This window comes from Pseudomonas asiatica, from assembly GCF_009932335.1.
GTDB lineage: Bacteria > Pseudomonadota > Gammaproteobacteria > Pseudomonadales > Pseudomonadaceae > Aquipseudomonas > Aquipseudomonas asiatica.
The window spans coordinates 540,310-563,978 of the sequence record NZ_BLJF01000003.1 but is presented as its reverse complement, the minus strand read 5'-3'; the positions used below and the strand labels follow the sequence as shown (position 1 = coordinate 563,978).

General features: G+C 63.6%; 25 protein-coding genes. 14 read left to right on the top strand and 11 right to left on the bottom strand.

From position 1 onward, the window contains the following. Positions 1-32: 32 nt before the first annotated feature. From GYA95_RS25180 to GYA95_RS25170, 3 genes are all read left to right on the top strand, one after another. Complete coding sequence (locus GYA95_RS25180; protein ID WP_015272144.1) at positions 33-2,252, top strand: primosomal protein N'; 2,220 nt, start codon at positions 33-35, stop codon at positions 2,250-2,252. Between the two features lie 218 nt (positions 2,253-2,470). Beyond that, a complete protein-coding gene (argS, locus tag GYA95_RS25175) occupies positions 2,471-4,207 on the top strand; it encodes an arginine--tRNA ligase (RefSeq protein ID WP_013974613.1) in 1,737 nt (578 codons plus the stop codon). Position 4,208: 1 nt separating this feature from the next. Further along, a complete protein-coding gene (locus GYA95_RS25170; RefSeq protein ID WP_003257831.1) occupies positions 4,209-4,907 on the top strand; it encodes an SPOR domain-containing protein in 699 nt (232 codons plus the stop codon). Between the two features lie 146 nt (positions 4,908-5,053). Here GYA95_RS25170 and GYA95_RS25165 read toward each other — a convergent pair whose 3' ends face one another. Next, complete coding sequence (locus GYA95_RS25165; protein ID WP_013974614.1) at positions 5,054-5,473, bottom strand: NINE protein; 420 nt, start codon at positions 5,471-5,473, stop codon at positions 5,054-5,056. 166 nt (positions 5,474-5,639) lie between these two features. Here GYA95_RS25165 and GYA95_RS25160 point away from each other — a divergent pair, with 166 nt between their 5' ends. After that, the gene (locus GYA95_RS25160) at positions 5,640-6,275 is read left to right on the top strand and encodes a C40 family peptidase (protein WP_043935972.1); all 636 of its coding nucleotides are present in this window, start codon (positions 5,640-5,642) and stop codon (positions 6,273-6,275) included. 127 nt (positions 6,276-6,402) lie between these two features. Here GYA95_RS25160 and GYA95_RS25155 read toward each other — a convergent pair whose 3' ends face one another. Next, positions 6,403-7,401 carry a type IV pilus twitching motility protein PilT gene (locus tag GYA95_RS25155; protein WP_015272146.1) on the bottom strand — a complete coding sequence of 333 codons (999 nt, stop codon included), beginning with the start codon at positions 7,399-7,401 and terminating at the stop codon, positions 6,403-6,405. A gap of 65 nt (positions 7,402-7,466) precedes the next feature. On the opposite strand from GYA95_RS25155, the gene GYA95_RS25150 reads away from it, so the two are divergent. The 9 genes from GYA95_RS25150 (at position 7,467) to GYA95_RS25110 (ending at position 14,036) form a co-directional block, all read left to right on the top strand. Next, positions 7,467-8,153: a YggS family pyridoxal phosphate-dependent enzyme gene (locus GYA95_RS25150; protein ID WP_015272147.1), complete on the top strand. Its 687-nt coding sequence runs from the start codon at positions 7,467-7,469 to the stop codon at positions 8,151-8,153. Between the two features lie 38 nt (positions 8,154-8,191). Next, on the top strand, positions 8,192-9,010 hold the full coding sequence (proC, locus tag GYA95_RS25145; RefSeq protein ID WP_015272148.1) for a pyrroline-5-carboxylate reductase: 819 nt from the start codon (positions 8,192-8,194) through the stop codon (positions 9,008-9,010). Positions 9,011-9,020: 10 nt separating this feature from the next. Beyond that, a complete protein-coding gene (locus tag GYA95_RS25140; protein ID WP_013974619.1) occupies positions 9,021-9,611 on the top strand; it encodes a YggT family protein in 591 nt (196 codons plus the stop codon). Between the two features lie 99 nt (positions 9,612-9,710). After that, positions 9,711-10,850 carry a homoserine O-succinyltransferase MetX gene (gene metX / locus GYA95_RS25135; RefSeq protein WP_013974620.1) on the top strand — a complete coding sequence of 380 codons (1,140 nt, stop codon included), beginning with the start codon at positions 9,711-9,713 and terminating at the stop codon, positions 10,848-10,850. 7 nt (positions 10,851-10,857) lie between these two features. Beyond that, positions 10,858-11,478 (top strand): methionine biosynthesis protein MetW, encoded by a 621-nt coding sequence (gene metW / locus GYA95_RS25130; protein WP_015272149.1) that lies wholly within the window; start codon positions 10,858-10,860, stop codon positions 11,476-11,478. 22 nt (positions 11,479-11,500) lie between these two features. After that, positions 11,501-11,935 (top strand): DUF4426 domain-containing protein, encoded by a 435-nt coding sequence (locus GYA95_RS25125; RefSeq protein WP_013974622.1) that lies wholly within the window; start codon positions 11,501-11,503, stop codon positions 11,933-11,935. Next, the gene (gene rdgB, locus GYA95_RS25120) at positions 11,932-12,528 is read left to right on the top strand and encodes an RdgB/HAM1 family non-canonical purine NTP pyrophosphatase (RefSeq protein WP_015272150.1); all 597 of its coding nucleotides are present in this window, start codon (positions 11,932-11,934) and stop codon (positions 12,526-12,528) included. The genes GYA95_RS25125 and rdgB overlap by 4 nt, the downstream gene beginning before the upstream one ends. Further along, a complete protein-coding gene (gene hemW, locus GYA95_RS25115; RefSeq protein ID WP_015272151.1) occupies positions 12,525-13,700 on the top strand; it encodes a radical SAM family heme chaperone HemW in 1,176 nt (391 codons plus the stop codon). The genes rdgB and hemW overlap by 4 nt, the downstream gene beginning before the upstream one ends. A gap of 9 nt (positions 13,701-13,709) precedes the next feature. Next, positions 13,710-14,036, top strand: coding sequence for a DUF3392 domain-containing protein (locus GYA95_RS25110; RefSeq protein ID WP_003257821.1), 327 nt, complete (start codon positions 13,710-13,712; stop codon positions 14,034-14,036). A 798-nt stretch (positions 14,037-14,834) separates the two neighbouring features. On the opposite strand, the gene trmB is transcribed toward GYA95_RS25110, so the two are convergent. From trmB to GYA95_RS25090, 4 genes are all read right to left on the bottom strand, one after another. Next, positions 14,835-15,557, bottom strand: coding sequence for a tRNA (guanosine(46)-N7)-methyltransferase TrmB (gene trmB, locus GYA95_RS25105; protein ID WP_013974624.1), 723 nt, complete (start codon positions 15,555-15,557; stop codon positions 14,835-14,837). A 9-nt stretch (positions 15,558-15,566) separates the two neighbouring features. Then, positions 15,567-16,361 (bottom strand): thiazole synthase, encoded by a 795-nt coding sequence (locus tag GYA95_RS25100; protein ID WP_015272152.1) that lies wholly within the window; start codon positions 16,359-16,361, stop codon positions 15,567-15,569. Between the two features lie 53 nt (positions 16,362-16,414). Further along, on the bottom strand, positions 16,415-16,615 hold the full coding sequence (thiS, locus tag GYA95_RS25095; protein WP_003257817.1) for a sulfur carrier protein ThiS: 201 nt from the start codon (positions 16,613-16,615) through the stop codon (positions 16,415-16,417). A gap of 103 nt (positions 16,616-16,718) precedes the next feature. After that, positions 16,719-17,090, bottom strand: coding sequence for a DUF423 domain-containing protein (locus GYA95_RS25090; protein WP_015272153.1), 372 nt, complete (start codon positions 17,088-17,090; stop codon positions 16,719-16,721). A 64-nt stretch (positions 17,091-17,154) separates the two neighbouring features. On the opposite strand from GYA95_RS25090, the gene mtgA reads away from it, so the two are divergent. Then, positions 17,155-17,865 (top strand): monofunctional biosynthetic peptidoglycan transglycosylase, encoded by a 711-nt coding sequence (mtgA, locus tag GYA95_RS25085; RefSeq protein ID WP_015272154.1) that lies wholly within the window; start codon positions 17,155-17,157, stop codon positions 17,863-17,865. A gap of 135 nt (positions 17,866-18,000) precedes the next feature. On the opposite strand, the gene GYA95_RS25080 is transcribed toward mtgA, so the two are convergent. From GYA95_RS25080 to ftsY, 5 genes are all read right to left on the bottom strand, one after another. After that, positions 18,001-19,203: an ISL3 family transposase gene (locus GYA95_RS25080; protein WP_003464938.1), complete on the bottom strand. Its 1,203-nt coding sequence runs from the start codon at positions 19,201-19,203 to the stop codon at positions 18,001-18,003. Between the two features lie 157 nt (positions 19,204-19,360). Further along, positions 19,361-20,215: an RNA polymerase sigma factor RpoH gene (rpoH, locus tag GYA95_RS25075; RefSeq protein WP_015272155.1), complete on the bottom strand. Its 855-nt coding sequence runs from the start codon at positions 20,213-20,215 to the stop codon at positions 19,361-19,363. A 111-nt stretch (positions 20,216-20,326) separates the two neighbouring features. Beyond that, positions 20,327-21,349, bottom strand: a complete 1,023-nt coding sequence (ftsX, locus tag GYA95_RS25070) for a permease-like cell division protein FtsX (RefSeq protein WP_013974629.1) — start codon at positions 21,347-21,349, stop codon at positions 20,327-20,329. Further along, entirely contained in the window at positions 21,346-22,017 is a 672-nt protein-coding gene (gene ftsE, locus GYA95_RS25065; RefSeq protein ID WP_013974630.1) for a cell division ATP-binding protein FtsE, read from the bottom strand. Before ftsE ends, ftsX begins: the two co-directional genes overlap by 4 nt. A gap of 2 nt (positions 22,018-22,019) precedes the next feature. Next, entirely contained in the window at positions 22,020-23,531 is a 1,512-nt protein-coding gene (gene ftsY, locus GYA95_RS25060; RefSeq protein ID WP_015272156.1) for a signal recognition particle-docking protein FtsY, read from the bottom strand. Positions 23,532-23,669: the final 138 nt, after the last annotated feature.

Below are 23,669 nucleotides of genomic sequence, written 5' to 3'. Positions count from 1 at the left end.
CAGTCTTTGAAACGCCCTCCGAGACTTTCCGCGTGTCCGACGTCATCCTGCGCCTTGCCCTGCCCTCCCCGCTGCGTCGCCTGTTCGACTACAAGGCGCCGGCAAGCATGGCACGCCAGGCCTTGACTCCGGGCATGCGCATTCGCGTGCCATTCGGCCGCCGCGAAATGATCGGCGTGCTGGTGGAGGTGTGCGAGCAGAGCGAAGTGCCCGCCGACAAGCTCAAGCCGGCCAGCGCCCTGCTCGACCCGGTATCACCGATCCCGCCGTCGCTGTTCAAGTTGTGCTTGTGGACCGCCCAGTATTACCAGCACAGCCTGGGTGACACGCTGAGCTGGGCCTTGCCGACCCTGCTGCGCCAAGGCGAACCTGCCGAGATGCGCCAGGAGCGCTTCTGGCACGTCGCCCCCGGCGCCCGCCTGGAAGACCCGCGCATCGCCCGCGCTCCGCGCCAGCGCGATGCCCTCAAGACCCTGGCCCAGCACCCGCATGGCGTGGCCCACAGCCTGCTGGCCAAGCTCAATCTGAACAAGGACAGCCTCGACCTGCTGCTGGCCAAGGACCTGGTGCAGATCGAGGTCCGCCGCCATCTGCCGGCACTTCGCCACGAACACTGGCTGGCACAGCCGGAACTGCCGCTCAACGAAGAGCAACGCGAAGCATTCGACGCCGTGCGCGAAGGCTTTGGCGGCTTTGGCGCCTTTCTGCTGGCCGGTGTCACCGGCAGCGGCAAGACCGAGGTCTACCTGCAACTGATCCGCGAAACACTGGAAGCCGGCAAGCAGGCCCTGGTGCTGATCCCGGAGATCAACCTCGGCCCGCAGACCCTGGCCCGCTTCGAGCAACGCTTCAACGCCCGCATCGCCCTGCTGCATTCGGCGGTGAACGACCGCGAACGCCTGGATGCCTGGCTGGCAGCCCGGGACGGCGAGGCCGACATCATCATCGGCACCCGCTCGGCACTGTTCACGCCGATGAAGAACCCCGGCCTGATCATCATCGACGAGGAGCACGACGGCTCCTATAAACAGCAGGAAGGCCTGCGCTATCACGCCCGCGACCTGGCGCTGGTACGTGCCCACCAGGAAAACGTCCCGATCCTGCTCGGTTCTGCCACGCCATCGCTGGAAACCCTGCACAACGCCCTGACCGGTCGCTACCGCCTGCTGCGCATGAACCAGCGTGCCGGCGGTGCCCGCCCGCCACGCATGCTGCGCCTGGATGTGAAGAGCCTGCCGCTGGACAGCGGCATCAGCGGCCCACTGCAGCAAGCCATCCGCCAAACCCTGGAAGCGGGCCAGCAAGTACTAGTGTTCCTCAACCGCCGCGGTTTCGCCCCGACCTTGCTGTGCCACGATTGTGGCTGGCTGTCCGAATGCCCGCGCTGCGATGCGCGCATGACCGTGCACCAGCGCTCCGGCGTGCTGCGTTGCCACCATTGTGGCTATGACGAGCGCCTGCCGCAGCAGTGCCCGCAGTGCAACCACGTTGACCTGCGCCCGGTCGGCGCCGGCACCGAGCGCGCCGAGGAGCGCCTGAAAGTGCTGTTCCCGGATTACCCGATCCTGCGTGTGGACCGCGACAGCACCGCGCGCAAGGACGCCATGCACAACCTGTTCAGCACCATCCAGCGCGGCCAGCCGAGCATCCTTGTCGGCACCCAGATGCTCGCCAAGGGCCATCACTTCCCGCGGGTGACCCTGGTGGCCATCCTCGATGCCGATGGCGGGCTGTTCTCCGGCGATTTCCGCGCCAGCGAACGCATGGCACAGCTGATCGTGCAGGTTGCCGGTCGGGCCGGGCGGGCCGAAGAGCCCGGCAAGGTCATCATCCAGACCCACCTGGCCGACCATCCACTGCTGGTGCAGCTTACCGAGCAGGGCTACTTCGCCTTCGCCGAGCAGGCCCTGGACGAACGCCGCGCCGCCGGGCTGCCGCCTTACTCGCACCTGGCGCTGCTGCGCGCCGAAGCGCACAAGCCCGGACAGGCCGAAGGTTTCCTCGACGAGGCCTGCGCCGCCGCCGAGCGCCTGGTGGCCGAACAGCGCCTGCCCGGCATCGAGCTGCTGGGGCCGGTGCCAGCACCGATGGAGCGCCGCGCCGGGCGCTTCCGCGCACAACTGTTGATACAGGCCAATACCCGGGCGCCTTTGCATCGACTGATCAGCGCCTGGTTGCTAGTGTTGGAGCAGATGCCGAGCGGGCGCCAGGTGCGGTGGTCGCTGGATGTCGACCCGGTAGACCTGTACTGAATCGACCGGCCTCATCGCCGGCAAGCCAGCTCCCACAGGTTGCGCGCACTCTTCTGTGGGAGCTGGCTTGCCGGCGATGAGGCCCTCGAACACAACATGGAACCCTTGATGGTTGCACCCCAAAGGTTGGCAACCCGCCCCCAGCCACGGATAATGCCCAGTTTTTCCACCTGCGCATCCAAGCGCTCCACCGCGCTTGCGGTCGAAAAGAGATCCCCATGAAAGACACCATTCGCCAGCTGATCCAGCAAGCCCTCACCCAACTCGTCACCGACGGTGTGCTGCCTGAAGGGCTGTCGCCGGCGATCCAGGTGGAAAACGCCCGGGACAAGACCCACGGCGACTTCGCCAGCAACATCGCCATGATGCTGGCCAAGCCGGCCGGCATGAAGCCGCGCGACCTGGCCGAGAAACTGATCAATGCCCTGCCGGCCAGCGCCGACATCAGCAAGGTCGAGATCGCCGGCCCCGGCTTCCTCAACTTCTTCCAGAACACCGACGCCCTGGCCAACCGCCTGGATGCCGCACTGGCCGACGCCCACCTGGGCGCGCGCAAGGCCGGCCCTGCGCAAAAGGTTGTGATCGACATGTCGGCACCCAACCTGGCCAAGGAGATGCACGTCGGCCACCTGCGTTCGACCATCATCGGTGACAGCGTGGCGCGCGTGCTGGAGTTCCTCGGCGATGACGTGATCCGCCAGAACCACGTGGGCGACTGGGGCACCCAGTTCGGCATGCTGCTGGCCTACCTGGAAGAAAACCCGATCACCAGCGACGAGCTGTCGGACCTGGAAAACTTCTATCGCGCCGCCAAGAAGCGCTTCGACGAATCCGAAGAATTCGCCACCCGCGCCCGCGGCCTGGTGGTCAAGCTGCAGGCCGGCGACCCGGACTGCATGGCCCTGTGGACGCGTTTCAAGGACATTTCGCTGTCGCACTGCCAGAAGACCTACGAGCTGCTCAACGTCAAGCTGACCATGGCCGACGTGATGGGTGAAAGCGCCTACAACGACGACCTGGCCAACGTGGTCGCCGACCTCAAGGCCAAGGGGCTGCTGGTCGAAGACCAGGGCGCCCAGTGCGTGTTCCTCGACGAGTTCAAGAACAGCGAAGGCGAGCCACTGCCGGTGATCGTGCAGAAGGCCGACGGCGGCTACCTGTACGCCACCACCGACCTGGCTGCCGTGCGCTACCGCAGCAACGTGCTCAAGGCAGACCGCGCCCTGTACTTCGTCGACCAGCGCCAGGCCCTGCACTTCAACCAGGTGTTCGAAGTTGCACGCCGCGCAGGCTTCGTGGGCCACCCGATGCAGATGGAGCACATGGGCTTCGGCACCATGAACGGTGCCGACGGCCGCCCGTTCAAGACCCGTGACGGCGGTACCGTGAAGCTGATCGACCTGCTCACCGAGGCCAAGGAACGCGCCTACGCGCTGGTCAAGGAAAAGAACCCGAGCCTGGCCGACGAAGAACTGCGCCACATCGGCGAAGTGGTTGGCATCGGCGCAGTGAAGTACGCCGACCTGTCCAAGCACCGCACCAGCGACTACAGCTTCAACTTCGAGCTGATGCTCAACTTCGAAGGCAACACCGCGCCTTACCTGCTGTACGCCTACACCCGCGTGGCCGGCGTATTCCGCAAACTGGGCAAGGGCTTCGATGAAGTCGACGGCAACATCGTGCTGCAGGCTGCCCACGAGCAGGACCTGGCCGCGCGCCTGGCGCAGTTTGGCGAAATCCTCAACAACGTCGCCGACAAGGGCACGCCGCACGTGCTGTGCAGCTACCTGTACGACCTGGCCGGCCTGTTCTCCAGCTTCTACGAGAACTGCCCGATCCTTGCCGCCGAAACCCCGCAGCAGCAGCAGAGCCGCCTGCGCCTGGCGGCCCTGACCGGCCGCACCCTCAAGCAAGGTCTGGAACTGCTCGGCCTGGAAACCCTGGAGCGCATGTAAGTTGGCTGCCAAGAAAAAACCTGCACCCAAACGCGGCGCCAGCCGCCAGACGGCGCCGGCCAAGCAGCCGATTCCCGGTTGGGTATGGCTGGCGGTCGGCCTGACCGTAGGCGCGTTCATCGTGTTCCTGATGAAGCTCGAGCCTGGTGGCGAAGACATCAAGCGCACCAAGCCGGAGCAGCAGAAAGCGGACAAAGTGGCCGAAGCCGGCAAGTCGGCGCAGCCCACTCCGCAGCAGCCTGTGAAGCCGAAGTACGACTTCTACACGCTGCTGCCGGAGTCCGAGGTGATCGTGCCGCCGGAGGCCGTACCAGAGAAGACACCACCCGTCCCGGCCCAGCCGGTGACCCCGGTGACGCCAGCCGAAGCGGCAAAGATCGACACGGCGCGAGCCCAGGCAGCATTGATGGGCCAGACACCGCCACCGGCACCGCCAGTCATCAAGCCGGCGGCGACCACCCAGTTCTTCCTGCAGGCCGGCTCGTTCCGCAAGCAGGCCGATGCTGACAAGGTGCGCGCGCAGATCATCCTGCTGGGGCAGTCGGTAAAGGTAGAGTCGGGCACGGTCAAGGACGAAACCTGGTACCGCGTGCTAGTGGGCCCGTTCAGCAACCGCGAGCAGCTGACCGGGGCGCAGAAGCAGTTGGCCGGGGCAGGTTTCAGCAACCTGCTGCTGCAACAGCGGCAGACCCGTCAGTAACCTGCGTTCGGGGGGCGCTTTGCGCCCCTATCGCGACACAAGGCCGCTCCTACAATGTGCGGGTAAACCTGAAAGTCGGGTTTACGCGCCCCCTGTAGGAGCGGCCTTGTGTCGCGATAGGGCTGCAAAGCAGCCCCCATGTGAACTCAACCCCGCCCCGCATTCCGCTCGGAAACCTGGCTGTTCAGCGTCCAGAAGTCATACAGAACCCCCACCAGGAACAGCCCGCCGGTAAAGAAGTAGATGATTGCGGTGATCCACTTGCCCTGATACAGCCGGTGCAGACCAAACACCCCTAGGAAGGTCAGCAGGATCCAGGCGATGTTGTAGTCAATGCGCCCGGACTGGAACCGGAGGTCAGCTTCACGGTCCATGGACGGGATCAGGAACAGGTCAATCAACCAGCCGATGCCCAGCAGGCCCAGGGTGAAGAACCAGATGGTGCCGGTTACGGGCTTGCCGTAATAGAAACGATGCGACCCGGTAAAGCCGAAAATCCATAGCAGGTAGCCAATGGTCTTGCTGTGGGTGTCGTGAAACGGCGCCCCCTGTTGATAACTGTTCATTCATAGCCCCCGTGGGTTATCCGAAAATTTTCTAAGAAAAAATGTGACTTTCTTGTCGCAGGCCGACGTACGGCACCTGGACAATCGACCAACGGATCAAAGATTGATCAAAAAGCTGTTATAAAGTTGCGCGCCCAACACATAACTATTCATAAGAGCTTCATCTATGCCGCCTTTACTCAAGACATGGCTGACCCTCTGCCTATTATTGCCCCTGGCCGCCCACGCCACCAATCGTGAGCAACGTCTTCCCAATGGTTTTACCGGCTACACCACCAATGCCTCGGTAAGACACGCACCAGTCAAGCAGACCGCGCTGCGCACCCGCCCAAGCAATGCCGCCATCAGCCGCAGCGTGCCCGGTGCGCCAGTCGCCGCCATGTCGCCGAAGCAGAGCAGCGATGTGCTCAGCCGCGCGGTAAATGTGCTCGGCACCCCTTATGTCTGGGGCGGCAGCAGCCCGAAGAAAGGCTTCGACTGCAGCGGGCTGGTCAAATACGCCTTCAACGACGTCGCCGACGTCGACCTGCCGCGCACCTCCAATGCCATGGCCCAGGGCCACGGCATCAAGGTGGCCAAGGGTGACCTGAAGCCAGGCGACCTGATCTTCTTCAACATCAAGAGCCGTCGGGTGAACCACGTTGCCATCTACCTGGGCAACGACCGCTTCATCCATGCTCCACGCCGTGGCAAGCGGGTGAGCATCGACACCCTGAGCAAGCCTTACTGGCAGAAGCATTACGTGGTGGCCAAGCGAGTGCTGCCGAAAGAACAGCAGCAACTGAGCCTGGCCAAGCGCTGATCTGATCGGCGCTCTCCTGTATCGGCCTCTTCGCGGGCACGCCCGCTCCCACAGGTACACCACAGCATTCGAAGGCTGTGTTATCCATGTGGGAGCGGGTTTACCCGCGAAAGGGCCAGCACAGGCACTATAGATCGCTGATCAGCCCCCTCTCCTTCAACCCTCGCATCGCCCCTTCCATCGTCCGCATCCCGTCCGCACCACCCGCCTGCATCACCGAACACAACTGCGCCATTCGCCCTTCCCGAACCAGGTTACGCACCGCTGACGTCACCACCAGCACTTCCCGCGCAGCAACCCGCCCTCCGCCCGCGCGCCTGACCAGCACCTGCGCTACCACCAGGCGCAACGACTCGGCCAGCATCGCCCGCACCAACGGTTTCTCTTCGGCAGCGAACACCTCCACCAACCGGTCAACACTGCTCACCGCCGAACGGGTATGCACGGTCGCCAGTACCAGGTGCCCGGTCTCAGCCGCACGCAAGGCCAGGCGAATGGTTTCCAGGTCGCGCAGCTCACCGATCATGATCACATCCGGGTCCTGGCGCAGGGCACTGCGCAGCCCCTGGGCGAACCCACCGCAATGGCGGCCGACCTCACGCTGGTTGACCAGGCTGCGCTGGCTGCTGTGGATAACTTCGACAGGGTCCTCAAGGGTGATGATATGCAGAGCACGATCTCGGTTCAGTTGGTCGAGCAGTGCCGCCAAGGTGCTGGACTTGCCACTGCCGGTCGGCCCACCGACGAGGATCAAGCCATCTCGGCACTGCGCAACAGCTTGAAACACATCGACCAGGTCGAGTTCATCGAGCGTGGCTATATGCCCCGGGATCAGGCGAAAGGTGGCCGCAGGGCCGTGCAACTGGCGAAACAGATTCAGCCGAAAGCGCCCTAGCGCCGGCAATTCCAGCGCCAGGTCCAGCTCATCACCCTGGGCCCACTGTCGGCGCTGGTCTTCATCCAGCAAGGGTGCCATGCCCTTGGTCAAGGTCGCCGGGCCCAAGGTCGGCAGGGCCATGCGCTGCAGCTCGCCATCCAGGCGCAACATCGGTAACTGGCCCGCCGCCAGGTGCAGGTCGGAAGCCCCCGCATCCACGGCCCGGGCCAACAGGTCGGTCACATCCATGAGACTCCCCAAAGGCCTTCAAGTAGGTAGAATGCCGCAAACCCTCCAGCCGCCGGCATCAGTCCATGTCCACCCTAGCAGACAACCTTTCCGCTATTTCCGCCCGTATCGCCAGCGCTGCCCAGGCTGCCGGGCGTGATCCGGCCAGCGTCCAGTTGCTGGCCGTGAGCAAGACCAAGCCAGCCAGCGCCATCCGCGAAATCCACGCCGCCGGCGTATGCGATCTCGGGGAAAACTACCTACAGGAAGCGCTGACAAAGCAGCAGGCACTCGGCGACCTGCCCTTGATCTGGCACTTCATCGGCCCCATCCAGTCGAACAAGACCAAAGCCATCGCCGAGCATTTCGACTGGGTACATTCCGTGGACCGCCTGAAAATCGCCCAACGCCTCTCGGAGCAGCGCCCGGCCGGTCTGCCACCACTGAACATCTGCCTGCAGGTGAACGTCAGCGGCGAAGACAGCAAATCCGGCTGCACCCCTGCCGACCTGCCGGCCCTGGCCAAAGCGGTAGCCGCACTGCCCAACCTTCGCCTGCGCGGGCTGATGGCCATTCCCGAACCCACTGATGACCGCGCCGCCCAGGAAGCCGCCTTCGCCACCCTGCGCCAGTTGCAGGAAGGCCTCGGCCTTGGTCTGGACACCCTGTCCATGGGCATGAGCCACGATCTGGAAGCGGCCATTGCACAGGGTGCGACCTGGGTGCGTATCGGTACCGCCCTGTTCGGTGCCCGCGATTACGGGCAGCCCTGATTCCATGCTTTACTCACTCTTTCCTACAAGGACCTGACATGAGCAAGACTCGTATTGCCTTTATCGGCGCCGGCAACATGGCCGCCAGCCTGATCGGTGGTCTGCGTGCCCAGGGCCTGGACGCCTCGCAGATCCGCGCCAGCGACCCGGGCGCCGAGACCCGCAGCCGCATCCAGGCCGAGCACGGCATCGAAACCTTCGAGAACAACGCCCAGGCCATCGATGGCGCCGACGTCATCGTGCTGGCGGTCAAGCCGCAGGTCATGAAAGCCGTATGCCAGTCCCTGCAACCGAACCTGCAGGAAGGCCAGCTGATCGTTTCCATTGCCGCCGGCATCACCTGCGCCAGCCTGCAAAGCTGGGTCGGCGCTCGCCCGGTGGTGCGCTGCATGCCCAACACCCCGGCACTGCTGCGCCAGGGCGTCAGCGGCCTGTACGCCACCGCGGAAGTATCCAGCGAACAACGCCAGCAGGCCGAGCAACTGCTGTCGGCCGTGGGCACCGCCCTGTGGCTCGAGCAGGAGCAGCAACTGGACGCCGTGACGGCAGTCTCCGGCAGCGGCCCGGCGTACTTCTTCCTGCTGATCGAAGCCATGACCGCGGCAGGCGAAAAGCTTGGCCTGCCACGTGAAACTGCCTCCCAGCTGACCCTGCAGACTGCCTTGGGCGCCGCACGCATGGCGGTTGCCAGCGATGTCGATGCTGCCGAACTGCGCCGCCGAGTCACCTCGCCTGCAGGCACTACCGAAGCGGCGATCAAGTCGTTCCAGGCCAGCGGCTTCGAAGCCATCGTCGAACAGGCGCTGCAGGCTGCGGCTACACGTTCCGCCGAGCTGGCCGAACAACTGGGCAAATAAGGAGCTTCAGATGAATGCACTGTCCGGCGCCGCGATCTTCGTGGTGCAAACCCTGGTCAGCCTGTACCTGGTGATCGTCCTGCTGCGCTTTGTCCTGCAGCTGGTCAAGGCCAACTTCTACAACCCGCTGTGCCAGTTCGCCGTGCGCGCCACACAGCCGCTGCTCAAGCCGATTCGCCGAGTCATCCCCAGCGTTGGTGGGCTGGATACCTCGTCGCTGCTGTTGTCGGTGGTCATCCAGGCGCTGCTGATGGCTTTCGTGCTGATGGTCACCTACGGGACCTTCGGTGACATCCTGCACCTGCTGATGTGGGCCATCATCGGTATCACCTCGCTGTTCCTGAAGATTTTCTGGGTCGCGATGATCGTCATGGTGATCGTGTCCTGGGTTGCTCCCAACAGCCACAACCCGGCGGCTGAGCTGGCCTACCAGATCAGTGAACCGGTGCTGGCACCGTTCCGCCGCATCGTGCCCAACCTGGGCGGCATGGACATCTCGCCGATCTTCGCCTTCCTCGCGATCCAGGTAATCCAGTCGTTCGTCATGCCGCCGCTGGCCGCCTACGCCGGCATGCCACAAGAGCTATGGCGGATGATCTGAGCCCCAGCTGACTCTGGTTGCTTCCAGCGACAAGCCTCTGCTTGCCGCTGGGGGTAGCGCTCTTTAGACTTACGCCTCCGTCAAGCGTGAGCAGGGTCGATGTCCACTGTCTTTCCCGAAGATTCCGTCGGTCTGGTAGTACCGCAAACCGCCCGGTTCGATGAACCGCTGGCCCTGGCCTGCGGTCGCTCCCTGGCCAGTTACGAACTGGTCTACGAGACCTATGGCACCCTGAACGCCAGCGCGAGCAACGCCGTGCTGATCTGCCATGCCCTCTCCGGCCACCACCATGCCGCTGGCTACCATGCCGCCACCGACCGCAAGCCGGGCTGGTGGGACAGCTGTATCGGCCCTGGCAAGCCGATCGACACCAACCGCTTCTTCGTGGTCAGCCTGAACAACCTGGGCGGCTGCAACGGCAGCACCGGCCCCAGCAGCATCAACCCGGCCACCGGCAAGCCCTACGGCGCTGACTTCCCGGTGCTGACCGTGGAAGACTGGGTGCACAGCCAGGTGCGCCTGGCCGAGCGCCTGGGCATCCAGCAGTGGGCCGCCGTGGTCGGTGGCAGCCTGGGTGGCATGCAGGCGCTGCAGTGGACCATCAGCTACCCCGAGCGTGTGCGCCATTGCGTCGACATCGCCTCGGCTCCCAAGCTGTCGGCACAGAACATCGCTTTCAATGAAGTGGCACGCCAGGCCATCCTCACCGACCCCGAATTCCACGGCGGTTCATTCCAGGACCAGGGCGTGATCCCCAAGCGTGGCCTGATGCTGGCGCGCATGGTCGGCCACATCACCTACCTGTCGGATGACTCGATGGGTGAAAAATTCGGCCGCGAGCTGAAGAGCGACAAGCTCAACTACGACTTCCACAGCGTCGAATTCCAGGTCGAGAGCTACCTGCGCTACCAGGGCGAGGAATTTTCCGGGCGCTTCGACGCCAACACCTACCTGCTGATGACCAAGGCGCTGGACTACTTCGACCCCGCCGCCGCCCAGGGCGGCGACCTGGCAGCCACCCTGGCCCACGTCAAGGCGGATTACTGCATCATGTCGTTCACCACCGACTGGCGCTTCTCCCCGGCCCGTTCGCGCGAGATCGTCGACGCCCTGATGGCCGCGCGCAAGAATGTCTGCTACCTGGAGATCGACTCGCCTTACGGGCACGATGCCTTCCTGATCCCCACGCCTCGCTACATGCAGGGTTTCTCGAACTACATGAACCGCATTGCCATCTGAGGACAGCATGAGAGCCGATCTGGAAATCATCCACGACTGGATCCCCGCCGGCAGCCGGGTACTCGACCTGGGTTGCGGCAGCGGCGAACTGCTGGCCTCGCTGCGCGACCGCAAGCAGGTCACCGGCTATGGCCTGGAGATCGACGCCGACAACATCGCGGCCTGTGTGGCCAAGGGCGTCAACGTCATCGAGCAGGACCTGGACAAGGGCCTGGGCAACTTCGCCAGCAACAGTTTCGACGTGGTGATCATGACCCAGGCCCTGCAGGCCGTGGAGTACCCCGACCGCATCCTCGACGAGATGCTGCGCGTGGGCCGCCAGTGCATCATCACCTTCCCCAACTTCGGCCACTGGCGTTGCCGCTGGTACCTGGCGACCAAAGGCCGCATGCCGGTTTCGGACTTCATGCCGTACACCTGGTACAACACGCCGAACATCCACTTCTGCACCTTTGCCGACTTCGAAGAGCTGTGCCACGAGCGCCGCGCCAAGGTGCTAGACCGCCTGGCGGTCGACCACTTGCACCGCAACGGGTGGGGTGGCCGGCTTTGGCCTAATCTTCTAGGTGAGATCGGCATCTACCGTGTCAGCAGCCCGGGCCTGCAAGAACATCAGCTCGCGGTCTGACGCCCACCGGAGGAATCACCCCATGCGTCGCCTAGCCCTGTTCCTGATCAGCCTGTGCCTGGCCCTGCCGGTACTGGCTGCCGATGCTGCCCGTCCCGAGCGCAAGGAAGTGTTTGGCGACGTGACGGTGCACTACAGCGCGTTCACCTCGAGCATGCTGACACCGGAGGTGGCCGCAGCCACCGGCCTGGTACGCAGCAAGAACCAGGGCGTACTCAACATCGCCGTGCTCAAGGCCAACAAACCCGCCATGGCGGTGGTCAGCGGCACGGTCAAGGACCTGACCGGGCGCAGCAGCCCGCTGTCGTTCAAGCAGATCACCGAACAGGGCGCGGTGTACTACATCGCCCAGTTCAAGATCGACCAGCCAGAAACCGTCACCTTCGACCTGAATATCGAAACCGGCGGTATCAGCAACTCCCTCAGTTTCAACCAGGAAGTGTTCCCAGGCGAATGATGAATTTCCAGCAACTCGTATTGGCCAGCCACAACGCCGGCAAACTCAAGGAACTCCAGGCCATGCTCGGCGCGTCCGTGCAACTGCGCTCGATCGGCGAGTTCAGTCAGGTCGAGCCGGAAGAAACCGGCCTGTCGTTCGTCGAGAATGCCATCCTCAAGGCGCGCAACGCCGCACGCATTTCCGGCCTGCCGGCCCTGGCCGACGATTCTGGCCTGGCGGTGGACTTCCTCGGCGGCGCGCCGGGCATCTACTCGGCGCGCTATGCCGACGGCAAGGGTGATGCGGCGAACAATACCAAGCTGCTCGAAGCACTGAAAGACGTGCCTGAAGCCGAGCGCGGTGCTCAGTTCGTCTGCGTCCTGGCACTGGTGCGCCATGCTGACGACCCGCTGCCGATCCTGTGCGAAGGCCTGTGGCACGGGCGCATCATGTTCGAGGCCAGTGGCGAGCACGGCTTTGGCTACGACCCGCTGTTCTGGGTACCGGAGCGCAGCTGCTCCAGCGCCGACCTGGCCCCTGTGGACAAGAACCAGCTCAGCCACCGCGCCCGCGCCATGGCCCTGCTGCGCCAACGTCTGGGCCTGGCATGATCGAAACGCTGTCCAACCCCGGCGCGGCGGGTTTCACCAGCCTGCCGCCGCTGGCGCTGTACATCCACATCCCGTGGTGCGTACGCAAATGCCCTTACTGCGACTTCAACTCCCACGCTGCCGGGCCTGAACTGCCGGAAGATGCCTACGTCGCCGCCCTGCTGACCGACCTCGACCAGGAGCTGGCTGCCGTGCAAGGCCGGCCGATCAGCTCGATCTTCTTCGGCGGCGGTACCCCCAGCCTGTTCAGTGCCGACGCCCTTGGCCGGCTGCTGCGTGGCGTGGAACAACGTATCCCGTTTGCGCCGGACATCGAAATCACCCTGGAGGCCAACCCGGGCACGTTCGAGCAGGACAAGTTCAAGGCCTACCGGCAAACCGGTATCAATCGTCTGTCCATCGGTGTGCAGAGCTTCCAGCCAGCCAAACTGCAGGCGCTGGGGCGTATCCACAATGGCGATGAAGCGGTCCGCGCCGCCGGCATGGCGCGCGCCGCCGGCTTCGACAACTTCAACATGGACCTGATGCACGGCCTGCCCGACCAGTCGCTCGACGACGCGCTGGGCGACCTGCGCCAGGCCATCGACCTGGGGCCGACGCACCTGTCGTGGTACCAGCTGACCGTGGAGCCGAACACGGTGTTCTGGAACCAGCCGCCCGAGCTGCCCGAGGACGACATCCTCTGGGATATCCAGGAGGCCGGCCAGGCACTGATGGCCGAACACGGCTTCCGCCAGTACGAAGTCTCGGCCTATGCCCAAGCGGGGCGCGCTGCCCGGCACAACCTCAACTACTGGCGCTTTGGCGACTTCATCGGCATCGGCGCTGGTGCCCACGGCAAGCTGACCTTCGCCGACGGGCGCATCCTGCGCACCTGGAAAACTCGCCTGCCCAAGGACTACCTGAACCTGGCCAAGCCGTTCAAGGCCGGCGAAAAGCTGCTGCCAGTCGACGAGCTGCCGTTCGAGTTCCTGATGAATGCCCTGCGCCTGACCGATGGGGTGGAAGCCGAACTGTTCACCCAACGCACCGGTTTGCCGCTGGCACAACTGCGCGAGGCACGCCGCGCGGCCGAACAAAAGGGCCTTTTGCAGGTCGAACCGGATCAACTGGTGGCCACGCCGAGGGGCCAGTTGTTCCTCAATGACCTGCTGCAGTATTTCTTGACCTAAGGATGACCCATGGATCTGGTACTTGATCTGCTCGCGACGGTTTCTCGCTGGAGCCGCAGCAACCTGTCGGAGATTTCACTGGCCTTGGTAGGCTGCCTGTTGGTGCTGTTCGGCACCGATATCAAGGGCTGGGTGGAACAACGCCTGGGCGGCCTGGCGGGCGCCCTGCGCGTACCGTTCATGGCCTTGCTGGTGATGATCGGCAGCGGTGCGGCGCTGATCTATGCCACGCCTTGGGTGGTGAAAGGGCTGAGCCAGTTCAACAACTACGCGCTGGCGCCGGTGTTGCTGGTGGTACTGGTGCTGATCGGGGTGGTGGCGGATCGACGGGGCTGAACCACGGCCTTGCACTGAACCTTGCAGGAGCGGCTTGTGTCGCGAAAGGGCCGCAAAGCGGCCCCAGCAATTGCTGCCTCACCGCTGACATCCTGGGACCGCTACGCGGCCCATCGCGACACAAGGTCGCTCCTACAATGACCGCGTAATCTGGCGAGTACAGAGATGGGTTGTAAAAGCTGCCCCGGAGAATCAGGGCAGCCCTACCACCTGACTAGCCCTTACCGGGCATCATCGAAGTGATCGCGCATGAAGTCCCGAACGGTCTTGAGCACAGTCAAAATCCGGATGAACGTCCAAACGCGGCTCAGCGCATCAAGCAAACGCTTCATATGCCTTGGCCTCCGTGTTGGCGGGCCAATCTTCCAGCATCTAACCGGCACTTCGATGCCTTCGAAAACTGTGTGAGAGTCTTCTGTGAAGTGGCCAGGTCAATGGCCCTTCGAAGAGGTGCACCGGCACGGTTCTCAGGCCGTGTCGAAGGGACCGGAAAGCAGAATTCTTCTCCTACCCGGCCCATCACTGATTTCATCCACACAGGAGCAGCGCGATGATACTTGGAATGCTCACCCAAGACTGTTAACCGCTCCGACACACGTGATGCCGGATATTTCTGAGCATTGACGTTCCCCCGCTACGCTGCCTATGATCAGCCAACTGTGTGAGGGTTTTCTGTGAAACCTCAGAGCGAAGGATACTCAGTCCTGTTGCTCACATAAAAAACCGCCCTTTCAAAGGCGGTTTTTTTTCGCCTGCATTTCTGCAGGCATCGGCAAATCGAAAGGCCGTATCAGCCGGTCAATCCACCTTCTCGAACTTCAAATCCCAAACCCCATGCCCCAGCCGCTCGCCGCGGCGCTCGAACTTGGTGATCGGGCGTTCTTCCGGCCGTGGCACGTAAGTACCGTCGGCCGCACGGTTGCGATAGCCCGGGGCAGCGCTCATCACTTCCAGCATGTACTCGGCATACGGTTCCCAGTCGGTGGCCATGTGGAACACGCCACCGGGCTTGAGCTTGCGCCGTACCAGTTCAGCGAACTCCAGCTGGACGATGCGGCGCTTGTGGTGGCGCGCCTTGTGCCATGGGTCGGGGAAGAACAGCATCAGGCGGTCGAGGCTGTTGTCCGCCACGCAGCGGTTCAGCACTTCGATGGCATCGCAGTCATATACCCGCAGGTTTTTCAGGCCCTGGGTCAGCACGCCGTTGAGCAGCGCACCAACACCCGGGCGGTGTACTTCCACACCAATGAAGTCCTGTTCAGGCGCGGCAGCAGCCATTTCCAGCAGGGAATGGCCCATGCCGAAGCCGATCTCCAGGGTGCGCGGCGCCGAGCGGCCGAACACCTGGTCGTAGTCCACCGGGCTGTCGGCCAGCGGCAGGATGTACAGCGGGCCGCCCTGCTCCAGGCCACGTTGCTGGCCTTCGGTCATGCGCCCGGCGCGCATCACGAAACTCTTGATGCGGCGGTGCGGGCGGGCTTCGCCGTCGGGGGTGATCGGCGTATCGTGCGATTCAGTCATCAGGGGCTCTTACTTGATCAGACCATCCAGCGGCGAAGAGGCGCTGGCATAGAGTTTCTTCGGCATACGGCCGGCCAGGTAGGCCATGCGACCGGCGACGATGGCGTGCTTCATGGCCTCGGCCATCAGCACCGGCTGCTGGGCGTGGGCGATGGCCGAGTTCATCAGCACAGCTTCGCAGCCCATTTCCATGGCGATGGTGGCGTCGGACGCAGTACCCACACCAGCATCCACCAGCACCGGCACCTTGGACTCTTCCAGGATGATCTGCAGGTTGTAGGGGTTGCAGATACCCAGGCCGGTACCGATCAGGCCAGCCAGCGGCATGACCGCAATGCAGCCGACTTCGGCCAACTGGCGGGCGATGATCGGATCATCGCTGGTGTAGACCATCACATCGAAACCGTCTTTGACCAACACTTCGGCGGCCTTGAGGGTTTCGATCACATTGGGGAACAGGGTTTTCTGGTCGGCCAGTACTTCCAGCTTGACCAGGTTGTGGCCATCCAGCAGTTCGCGGGCCAGGCGGCAGGTGCGCACGGCTTCGACCGCGTCGTAGCAGCCAGCGGTGTTCGGCAGGATGGTATAGCGGTCCGGAGGCAGCACATCGAGCAGGTTCGGCTCGCCCGGGTTCTGGCCAATGTTGGTGCGGCGCACGGCTACGGTGACGATTTCGGCACCCGAGGCTTCGATGGCCAGGCGGGTTTCTTCCATGTCACGGTACTTGCCGGTACCGACCAGCAGGCGCGACTGGAAAGTACGCCCGGCTAGGGTGAAGGGCTTGTCGCTACGAACGTTGCTCATGGTTGTTCCTCGGGAAAAGGTTGCTGGGCTTGCAGGTGAATCGCCGGCCAGAATCAGCCGCCACCGATGGCGTGGACCACCTCGACCTGATCGCCGTCGTTCAACAGCGTGCTGTCGTGCTGGCTACGCGGCACGATATCCAGGTTCAGTTCCACCGCGACGCGGCGCCCGGTCAGCTCCAGGCGGGCCAGCAGGGCCGCGACACTTTCGCCAGCGGGCAATTCGTAAGGTTCACCGTTCAGTTGAATGCGCATGCGCACGGCCACCATTGTTCTTTGGGGGCCCGCATTCTAGCGCTGAACCGCCCTGCAACCCAAGGGCGCTGCACACCATTAGTCGTGATTGTGGACCACCCGGTCAACCGAGCCGCCAGGCTGCCAGGCCCAGGCACAGCCAGCCGGCGAGGAAGCACAGGCCACCAATCGGGGTGATGATGCCGAGCTTGCCCAGGCCGCTGAGGGTCAGCAGGTACAGGCTACCGGAGAACAGCACTATCCCCACGGCAAACAGGCCGCCAGCCCAGCCGACCAGGCGCCCTGGCAGGTGCACCGAGAGCACGGCGACAGCGAAGATCGCCAAGGCATGCACCAACTGGTATGTCACACCAGTCTGGAAGATCGCCAGATAGTCGGCCGTCAGCCGGCTTTTCAGGCCATGGGCGGCGAAAGCGCCCAGGGCGACACCGGTGAAGCCGAAAAAGGCGGCAAGCATCAGGAAGCTGCGAAGCATGGGACGACTCCTTGGATCGGGTCTGTATAATGGCCCCTTCCACCCGTACGGCCAAGCCATCGCCATGCTGCCAACCCTTCTCCGCCGCCTCTCTCGCGCCCTGCTCTGGTTCGCTGCCGGCAGCATTGTGCTGGTACTGGTGTTCCGCTGGGTCCCACCACCCGGTACGGCGCTGATGGTGGAGCGCAAGGTGCAGTCCTGGGTGAATGGCGAGCCGATCGACCTGCAGCGCGACTGGGAGCCGTGGGAGAACATCTCCGACGACCTCAAGGTCGCGGTCATTGCCGGCGAGGACCAGAAGTTCGCCAACCACTGGGGCTTCGACATCCCGGCCATCCAGGCAGCGCTGGCCTACAACGAGCGCGGCGGCAGCATTCGCGGTGCCAGCACCCTGACCCAGCAGGTGGCCAAGAACCTGTTCCTGTGGTCCGGGCGCAGCTGGTTCCGCAAAGGCCTGGAGGCCTGGTTCACCGCGTTGATCGAGCTGTTCTGGTCGAAGGAGCGGATTCTCGAGGTCTACCTGAACAGTGCCGAATGGGGCAAAGGTGTGTTTGGCGCCCAGGCGGCAGCGCGCTACCACTTTGGCGTCGATGCCAGCCGGCTTAGCCGCCAGCAGGCGGCGCAGCTGGCGGCGGTGCTGCCGAGCCCGATCAAGTGGAGCGCCAGCCGGCCGAGCGCCTATGTGGCCAGCCGTGCCGGCTGGATTCGCCGGCAGATGAGCCAGTTGGGTGGGCCCAGCTACCTGATGCAGCTCGACACTTCGCGCAAACTTTGAGCCTTTTGGGGCTGCTGCGCAGCCCATCGCGACACAAGGCCGCTCCTACAGGGGATCGCTGTCTCTTGTAGGAGCGGCCTTGTGTCGCGAAAGGGCCGCAAAGCGGCCCCAAAATCCCCCGGCCAAAAAAAAGGTTCATCGCGCTTTCCCGGGGAAGGCAGCCTTGATTTTCAGGAAAAAGTATTCCGAGTCCCGAAAACCATAGGCCATACGCTTGATCACCTTGATGCGGTTGTTGACGCCCTCAAGGACGCTGGTATGCATATGGAAGTTGGCACTGGCGAGGATGCCTCGGGCGTATTTGCGCAGGTTGCGAGCGAAGCGCTGTAGCGGCGCGAGGCCGCTGTCCCGGGCGTGCCGCAACCAGGTTCGCCAGCGGCGCCAGCCCTCTCGTACGCTGGGGGCGAACCAGACATCCTTCAGCGCATCCTTGAGGACATAGACCGTAGCCAGCGGCTGGTTGGCCGCGAGTAGTTCTTGAAGCTGCACGGCTTGTCCGTCCTTCAGGTTGTTGCGATTGCGCAGCAGCAGCCAGCGGCTTTGCTTGACCGCCTTTCGTGCCGGCTTGTCTTCGCGCAGGAGGTTGGCCTGGTCAACCCGGATACGGTCGATCACATCCCGACCGTAGCGCGCGACGACGTGAAACAGGTCGTACACCACTTCGGCTTGCGGGCAATGCTTCTTCACCTCCAAATCAAAAGCCGTGTTCATGTCCATGGCCACCGCCTCTATCTGCTGGCAGTGCTTGCCGAGCAATTCAAAGAACGGGCGGACCGCCTCGCGGCTGTTGCCGTGGCCGACCCACAATACCCGCGTTCGCTCGGCATCCATGATGACCGTGGCATAGCGATGCCCTTTGTGCAGGGCGAACTCGTCCATCACCAGGCGGCGGACACCGGTTGAATCGAAGTTGCCTACCTCGGCTTGAAGGCGTCGTTTATCGAGCGTTTTGAGGGTGTGCCAATGCAGGCCGGTGAGCTGGCTGACGTGGCTGATCGGCAGCAGCCGCAGCAAGCTTTCGAGCCATATCCGTAACCGCTGGGTCAGCCGAGATGCTGGCTCCAACCAGTCGATCCGCTCGGTCACCCGCCCACAACTCAGGCAATCGACTCGGCGCACTGGTAGTTGAAGCAGGACGCGCTGATCGAACAGATCACGATCACGCACCAGACGAATCCGGCGATCGTGAATCAACGGGCTGAACTGGCCACAACGCCCGCACTTAGGAAGAGAGCCGGCTTGAGGTTCAAGCTCAATGAGGAGGGTGTTATCGGTAGATGGGCGACAGGTAACGGCGTCGTAGCCTGGCCAGAAAGCGGCAAGATCAATAGGATGCACGGCGACAGCAGGGACAGGTGAAGGGTGTGTTTGGCGACTGCCAATTTACCTGCTTCCCTGACTGTCAACTCGCTCTTCCCCCAGACTCCGCGAAGAACCAAAAAAAAGCCGCTCACCCTATGCGGGCCAGCGGCTTTTCCTTGCAGCCAGGACTCGATCAGACCGCGATCAGCGCCTTGACCTTGTTCATCGCATTCTTCTCCAGCTGGCGAATCCGCTCAGCCGAAACGCTGTACTTGTCCGCCAGCTCATGCAACGTGGCCTTCTCTTCCGCCAACCAGCGCTGGTAGAGAATGTCGCGGCTACGCTCGTCCAGCCCTTGCAGTGCTTCGTGCAGGTTGCTGGTGGAGTTGTCGCTCCAGTCGGCATCCTCCAGCTGCACTGCCGGGTCGTAACGGTGGTCTTCCAGGTAATGCGCAGGCGACTGGAAGGCACTGTCGTCGTCAGCTTCCGCTGCCGGGTCGAACGCCATGTCCTGGCCGCTGAGGCGGCTTTCCATCTCGCGCACTTCACGCGGCTCCACGCCCAGGCTTTCCGCCACGCGGTGCACTTCGTCATTGTTCAGCCAGGCCAGACGCTTCTTCTGGCTGCGCAGGTTGAAGAACAGCTTGCGCTGGGCCTTGGTGGTGGCCACCTTGACGATGCGCCAGTTGCGCAGGATGAACTCGTGGATCTCTGCCTTGATCCAGTGCACGGCGAACGACACCAGGCGCACGCCCATTTCCGGGTTGAAGCGCTTGACGGCTTTCATCAGGCCGACGTTGCCTTCCTGGATCAGGTCGGCCTGGGCCAGCCCGTAGCCGGCATAGCTACGGGCGATATGTACGACGAAACGCAGGTGGGCCATCACCATTTGACGAGCGGCCTCGACATCCTGCTCATAATAGAGACGCTCGCCCAGATCACGCTCCTGCTCGACAGTCAGCAGCGGGATGCTGTTGACCGTGTGCACGTAGGCTTCCAGGTTTGCACCAGGTACCAGGGCATAGGCAGGTTGCAACGATGTGGTCATTCAAGAACCTCCGACTTACAGAACTTGCGCCTTGTGGGCGCTGCCAACATTGACCTGGAACGACGGTACAAGTTCCATGGTGAATAATTTGTCAATGCTGGCACGTAAAAACTATCGCGGCGCCAGCTCGTTCAGATGACGAGCCACTGCGATCCATGCACCGATATACCCCAACAGCACCGCTCCGATCAAGAGCGACAGACCATCGGACGCCGGCACCCCACCCAGGGCGAAGTCGCTGCCGTACAGCCCGGAAAGCCCTACCACCGCCTCGTTCAGCCAGTTCAGGCCAAACGCCAGAATACCCCAAGCAATCACCCCTGCACCCAGGCCATACAGTGCGCCCATGTAAAGGAAAGGCCGGCGTACGTAGGCGTCTGTACCACCGACCAGCTTGATCACTTCGATCTCGGTACGGCGGTTTTCAATATGTAGACGAATTGTGTTACCGATTACTAACAGCAGGGCAGAAATCAGCATCACGGCCAGGCCGAAGACGAAGCGGTCACCCAGCTTGAGGATGGCCGCCAGGCGCTCGACCCATACCAGGTCGAGTTGCGCCACCTCCACCCGCGGCAGCTCCGACAGGCGCTGACGCAAGGCTTCCAGGGCCGGCTTGTCGACTTCGGTCGGGGTCACCACCACTACGCCGGGCAGCGGGTTGTCAGGCAGTTCACGCAGGGCTTCGCCCAGGCCAGACTGTTGCTGGAACTCCTCCAGCGCCTGCTCGCGGCTGACATACTGAGCGTCGGCCACGCCGGGCATGCCCTTGATCTCGTCGCGCAGCGCCTCGCCTTCGCGGCTACCGGCATCGAGCTTGAGGTATAGCGAGATCTGTGCGGCGCGCTGCCACGAGCCGCCAAGCTTCTCGACGTTCTTCAGCAGCAATGACAGGCCCATGGGCATGCTCAGCGCCACCGCCATCACCAGGCAGGTGAAGAAGCTGCCGATCGGCTGCTTGCCCAGCCGGCGCAGGCTGTCGGCCATGCTGGCACGGTGGCTTTCCAGCCAGGCATGCAGCAGCGTGCGGAAATCCGGGCCGTCATCGTCGTCGTGCTTTTTCTTCGCCGGTTGCGGGTCGGCCGGCTTCGGCGCAACCCGCTCGGAAACCTTCGGCGTACGTGTAGTGCTCATTGCCCGGCCTCCCCATCGCCGATCAAGCGGCCGCGCTGCAAGGTCAGCATGCGGTGGCGCATGCGCGCAATCAGTGCCAGGTCGTGGCTGGCGATCAATACCGTGGTACCCAGGCGGTTGATGTCCTCGAACACCCCCATGATCTCCGCGGCCAGGCGCGGGTCGAGGTTACCGGTGGGTTCGTCGGCCAGCAGCAGGGCCGGCTGGTGAACGATGGCGCGGGCGATGCCCACCCGTTGCTGCTGCCCGGTGGACAGGTCGGCCGGGAACAGCTCGCCCTTGTCGGCCAGCGACACTCGCTCCAGCGCCGAGTCCACGCGCTTGGCGACCTCGGCCTTGGACAGGCCGAGAATCTGCAGCGGCAAGGCGATGTTGTTGAACACCGTGCGGTCGAACAACAGCTGGTGGTTCTGGAACACCACGCCGATCTGCCGACGCAGGAACGGGATCTGCGAGTTGCTGATCTGGCCCAGGTCCTGCCCGGCCAGCATCAGCTTGCCGCTGGTCGGGCGCTCCATGGCCAGCAGCAGGCGCAGCAAGGTGCTCTTGCCCGCGCCCGAGTGGCCGGTGACGAACAGGAATTCGCCCCGGCGCGCCCGGAAACTCAGCTCATGCAAACCCACATGACCATTGGGATAGCGCTTGGCAACCTGTTCGAATCGGATCATGTTCAGTCTCGCTCGGCGAACAGAGCCTTGACGAACGGCTCGGCTTCGAAGGTACGCAGGTCGTCGATGCCTTCACCGACACCGATGAAGCGGATCGGCAGCTTGAACTGCTTGGCCAGGGCGAAGATCACCCCGCCCTTGGCAGTGCCGTCCAGCTTGGTCAGGGCCAGGCCGGTCAGTTCGACGCTCTGGTTGAAGTACTTGGCCTGGCTGATGGCGTTCTGGCCGGTGCCCGCATCGAGTACCAGCAGCACCTCGTGCGGCGCCTCGGCGTCGAGCTTTCCGATGACCCGGCGGACCTTCTTCAGCTCTTCCATCAGGTTGTCTTTGGTGTGCAGGCGGCCAGCGGTGTCGGCGATCAGCACGTCGACGCCACGGGCCTTGGCGGCCTGTACGGCATCGAAGATCACCGAAGCGGAGTCGGCGCCGGTGTGCTGGGCGATCACCGGGATCTGGTTACGCTCGCCCCACACCTGCAGTTGCTCGACCGCAGCAGCACGGAAGGTGTCGCCAGCAGCCAGCATCACTTTCTTGCCTTCGAGCTGCAGCTTCTTGGCCAGTTTGCCGATGGTGGTGGTCTTGCCGGCGCCGTTCACACCGACCACCAGGATCACATAGGGCTTGTTCTGCGCCTGCACCACCAGCGGCTGCTCGACCGGGCGCAGCAGCGCAGCCAGTTCTTCCTGCAGCGACTTGTACAGAGCATCGGCGTCGGCCAGCTGCTTGCGGGCAACCTTCTGGGTCAGGTTCTGGACGATGGTGGAAGTGGCTTCCACGCCAACGTCGGCGGTCAGCAGTCGGGTTTCGATTTCGTCAAGCAGGTCGTCATCGATGACTTTCTTGCCCAGGAACAGGCTGGCCATGCCCTCGCCGATGCTGGCGCTGGTCTTCGACAGGCCCTGCTTGAGGCGGGCGAAGAAGCCGGGCTTGGCCTGTTCGGCCTGCACGGCGACCGGGGCTGCAGCCACAGGGGCAACAGGCTCTGGTGCAGGGCGTTCCGGGATGGCGGGCGGCGCTTTCGGCTCCAGATCCGGCACCAGGGCCACGGGCTCTTCAGCAACCGGCAGCACCAGGTTGCTGACCGGCGCGGCCGGTTCGACGACCGGGGCCGCCTCGATCGGGGCCGCCTGCAAGGGCATCGACGCGACCGGCTGCGGTGCAGGTGCCACCAGCGGCTGGGAAGCGACCGGCTCGGGTTCAGGGGCCTGCAACGGCTGGGAAGCAACCGGTTCGGGGACAGGGGCCTCGACCACTGGGGATTGGACGGGTGCGGCGACCTGCTGCGGTTCTGTCAGCTGTGGGGCCGCAGGGGCCTGAACGGGTTCAGGGGCCTGTGGCGCTTCGGCGGTAGCCCCTTCGACCGGAGCGGCTGCAGGCTGCTCGACGGCTGGGGGTTCATTCGCGGGCACGCCCGTTGCCACAGGTTGCTGCGGCTTCTTGCGAAACCAGCTGAACAGGCCTTTCTTCTCACCAGCCTCGGCTGGCGCTTTTTTGTCGTCGTTGGAACCAAACATGGAAGACGGCTATCTCAGGGTAGCGATGGGCCAGCTATGGCGCATCGGGAATTCTCTCTACGCAGAACAGACTATCTTGAAGCCGGCTGGTTCATGCGCAACGTTTTGTCTTAGTGTCCTGCGGGCCAGAACGGCGAC

Coding starts and splice junctions, on each gene's coding strand:
- ftsX (WP_013974629.1), bottom strand. CDS start 21,349: ATGAGCACTACACGTACGCCGAAGGTTTCCGAGCGGGTTGCGCCGAAG.
- ftsY (WP_015272156.1), bottom strand. CDS start 23,531: ATGTTTGGTTCCAACGACGACAAAAAAGCGCCAGCCGAGGCTGGTGAG.
- metX (WP_013974620.1), top strand. CDS start 9,711: ATGTCCACTGTCTTTCCCGAAGATTCCGTCGGTCTGGTAGTACCGCAA.
- GYA95_RS25140 (WP_013974619.1), top strand. CDS start 9,021: ATGAATGCACTGTCCGGCGCCGCGATCTTCGTGGTGCAAACCCTGGTC.
- GYA95_RS25155 (WP_015272146.1), bottom strand. CDS start 7,401: ATGGATGTGACCGACCTGTTGGCCCGGGCCGTGGATGCGGGGGCTTCC.
- trmB (WP_013974624.1), bottom strand. CDS start 15,557: ATGACTGAATCGCACGATACGCCGATCACCCCCGACGGCGAAGCCCGC.
- rpoH (WP_015272155.1), bottom strand. CDS start 20,215: ATGACCACATCGTTGCAACCTGCCTATGCCCTGGTACCTGGTGCAAAC.
- GYA95_RS25100 (WP_015272152.1), bottom strand. CDS start 16,361: ATGAGCAACGTTCGTAGCGACAAGCCCTTCACCCTAGCCGGGCGTACT.
- GYA95_RS25150 (WP_015272147.1), top strand. CDS start 7,467: ATGTCCACCCTAGCAGACAACCTTTCCGCTATTTCCGCCCGTATCGCC.
- GYA95_RS25160 (WP_043935972.1), top strand. CDS start 5,640: ATGCCGCCTTTACTCAAGACATGGCTGACCCTCTGCCTATTATTGCCC.
- GYA95_RS25110 (WP_003257821.1), top strand. CDS start 13,710: ATGGATCTGGTACTTGATCTGCTCGCGACGGTTTCTCGCTGGAGCCGC.
- GYA95_RS25090 (WP_015272153.1), bottom strand. CDS start 17,090: ATGCTTCGCAGCTTCCTGATGCTTGCCGCCTTTTTCGGCTTCACCGGT.
- ftsE (WP_013974630.1), bottom strand. CDS start 22,017: ATGATCCGATTCGAACAGGTTGCCAAGCGCTATCCCAATGGTCATGTG.
- metW (WP_015272149.1), top strand. CDS start 10,858: ATGAGAGCCGATCTGGAAATCATCCACGACTGGATCCCCGCCGGCAGC.
- proC (WP_015272148.1), top strand. CDS start 8,192: ATGAGCAAGACTCGTATTGCCTTTATCGGCGCCGGCAACATGGCCGCC.
- GYA95_RS25165 (WP_013974614.1), bottom strand. CDS start 5,473: ATGAACAGTTATCAACAGGGGGCGCCGTTTCACGACACCCACAGCAAG.
- GYA95_RS25125 (WP_013974622.1), top strand. CDS start 11,501: ATGCGTCGCCTAGCCCTGTTCCTGATCAGCCTGTGCCTGGCCCTGCCG.
- argS (WP_013974613.1), top strand. CDS start 2,471: ATGAAAGACACCATTCGCCAGCTGATCCAGCAAGCCCTCACCCAACTC.
- mtgA (WP_015272154.1), top strand. CDS start 17,155: ATGCTGCCAACCCTTCTCCGCCGCCTCTCTCGCGCCCTGCTCTGGTTC.
- thiS (WP_003257817.1), bottom strand. CDS start 16,615: ATGCGCATTCAACTGAACGGTGAACCTTACGAATTGCCCGCTGGCGAA.
- rdgB (WP_015272150.1), top strand. CDS start 11,932: ATGATGAATTTCCAGCAACTCGTATTGGCCAGCCACAACGCCGGCAAA.
- hemW (WP_015272151.1), top strand. CDS start 12,525: ATGATCGAAACGCTGTCCAACCCCGGCGCGGCGGGTTTCACCAGCCTG.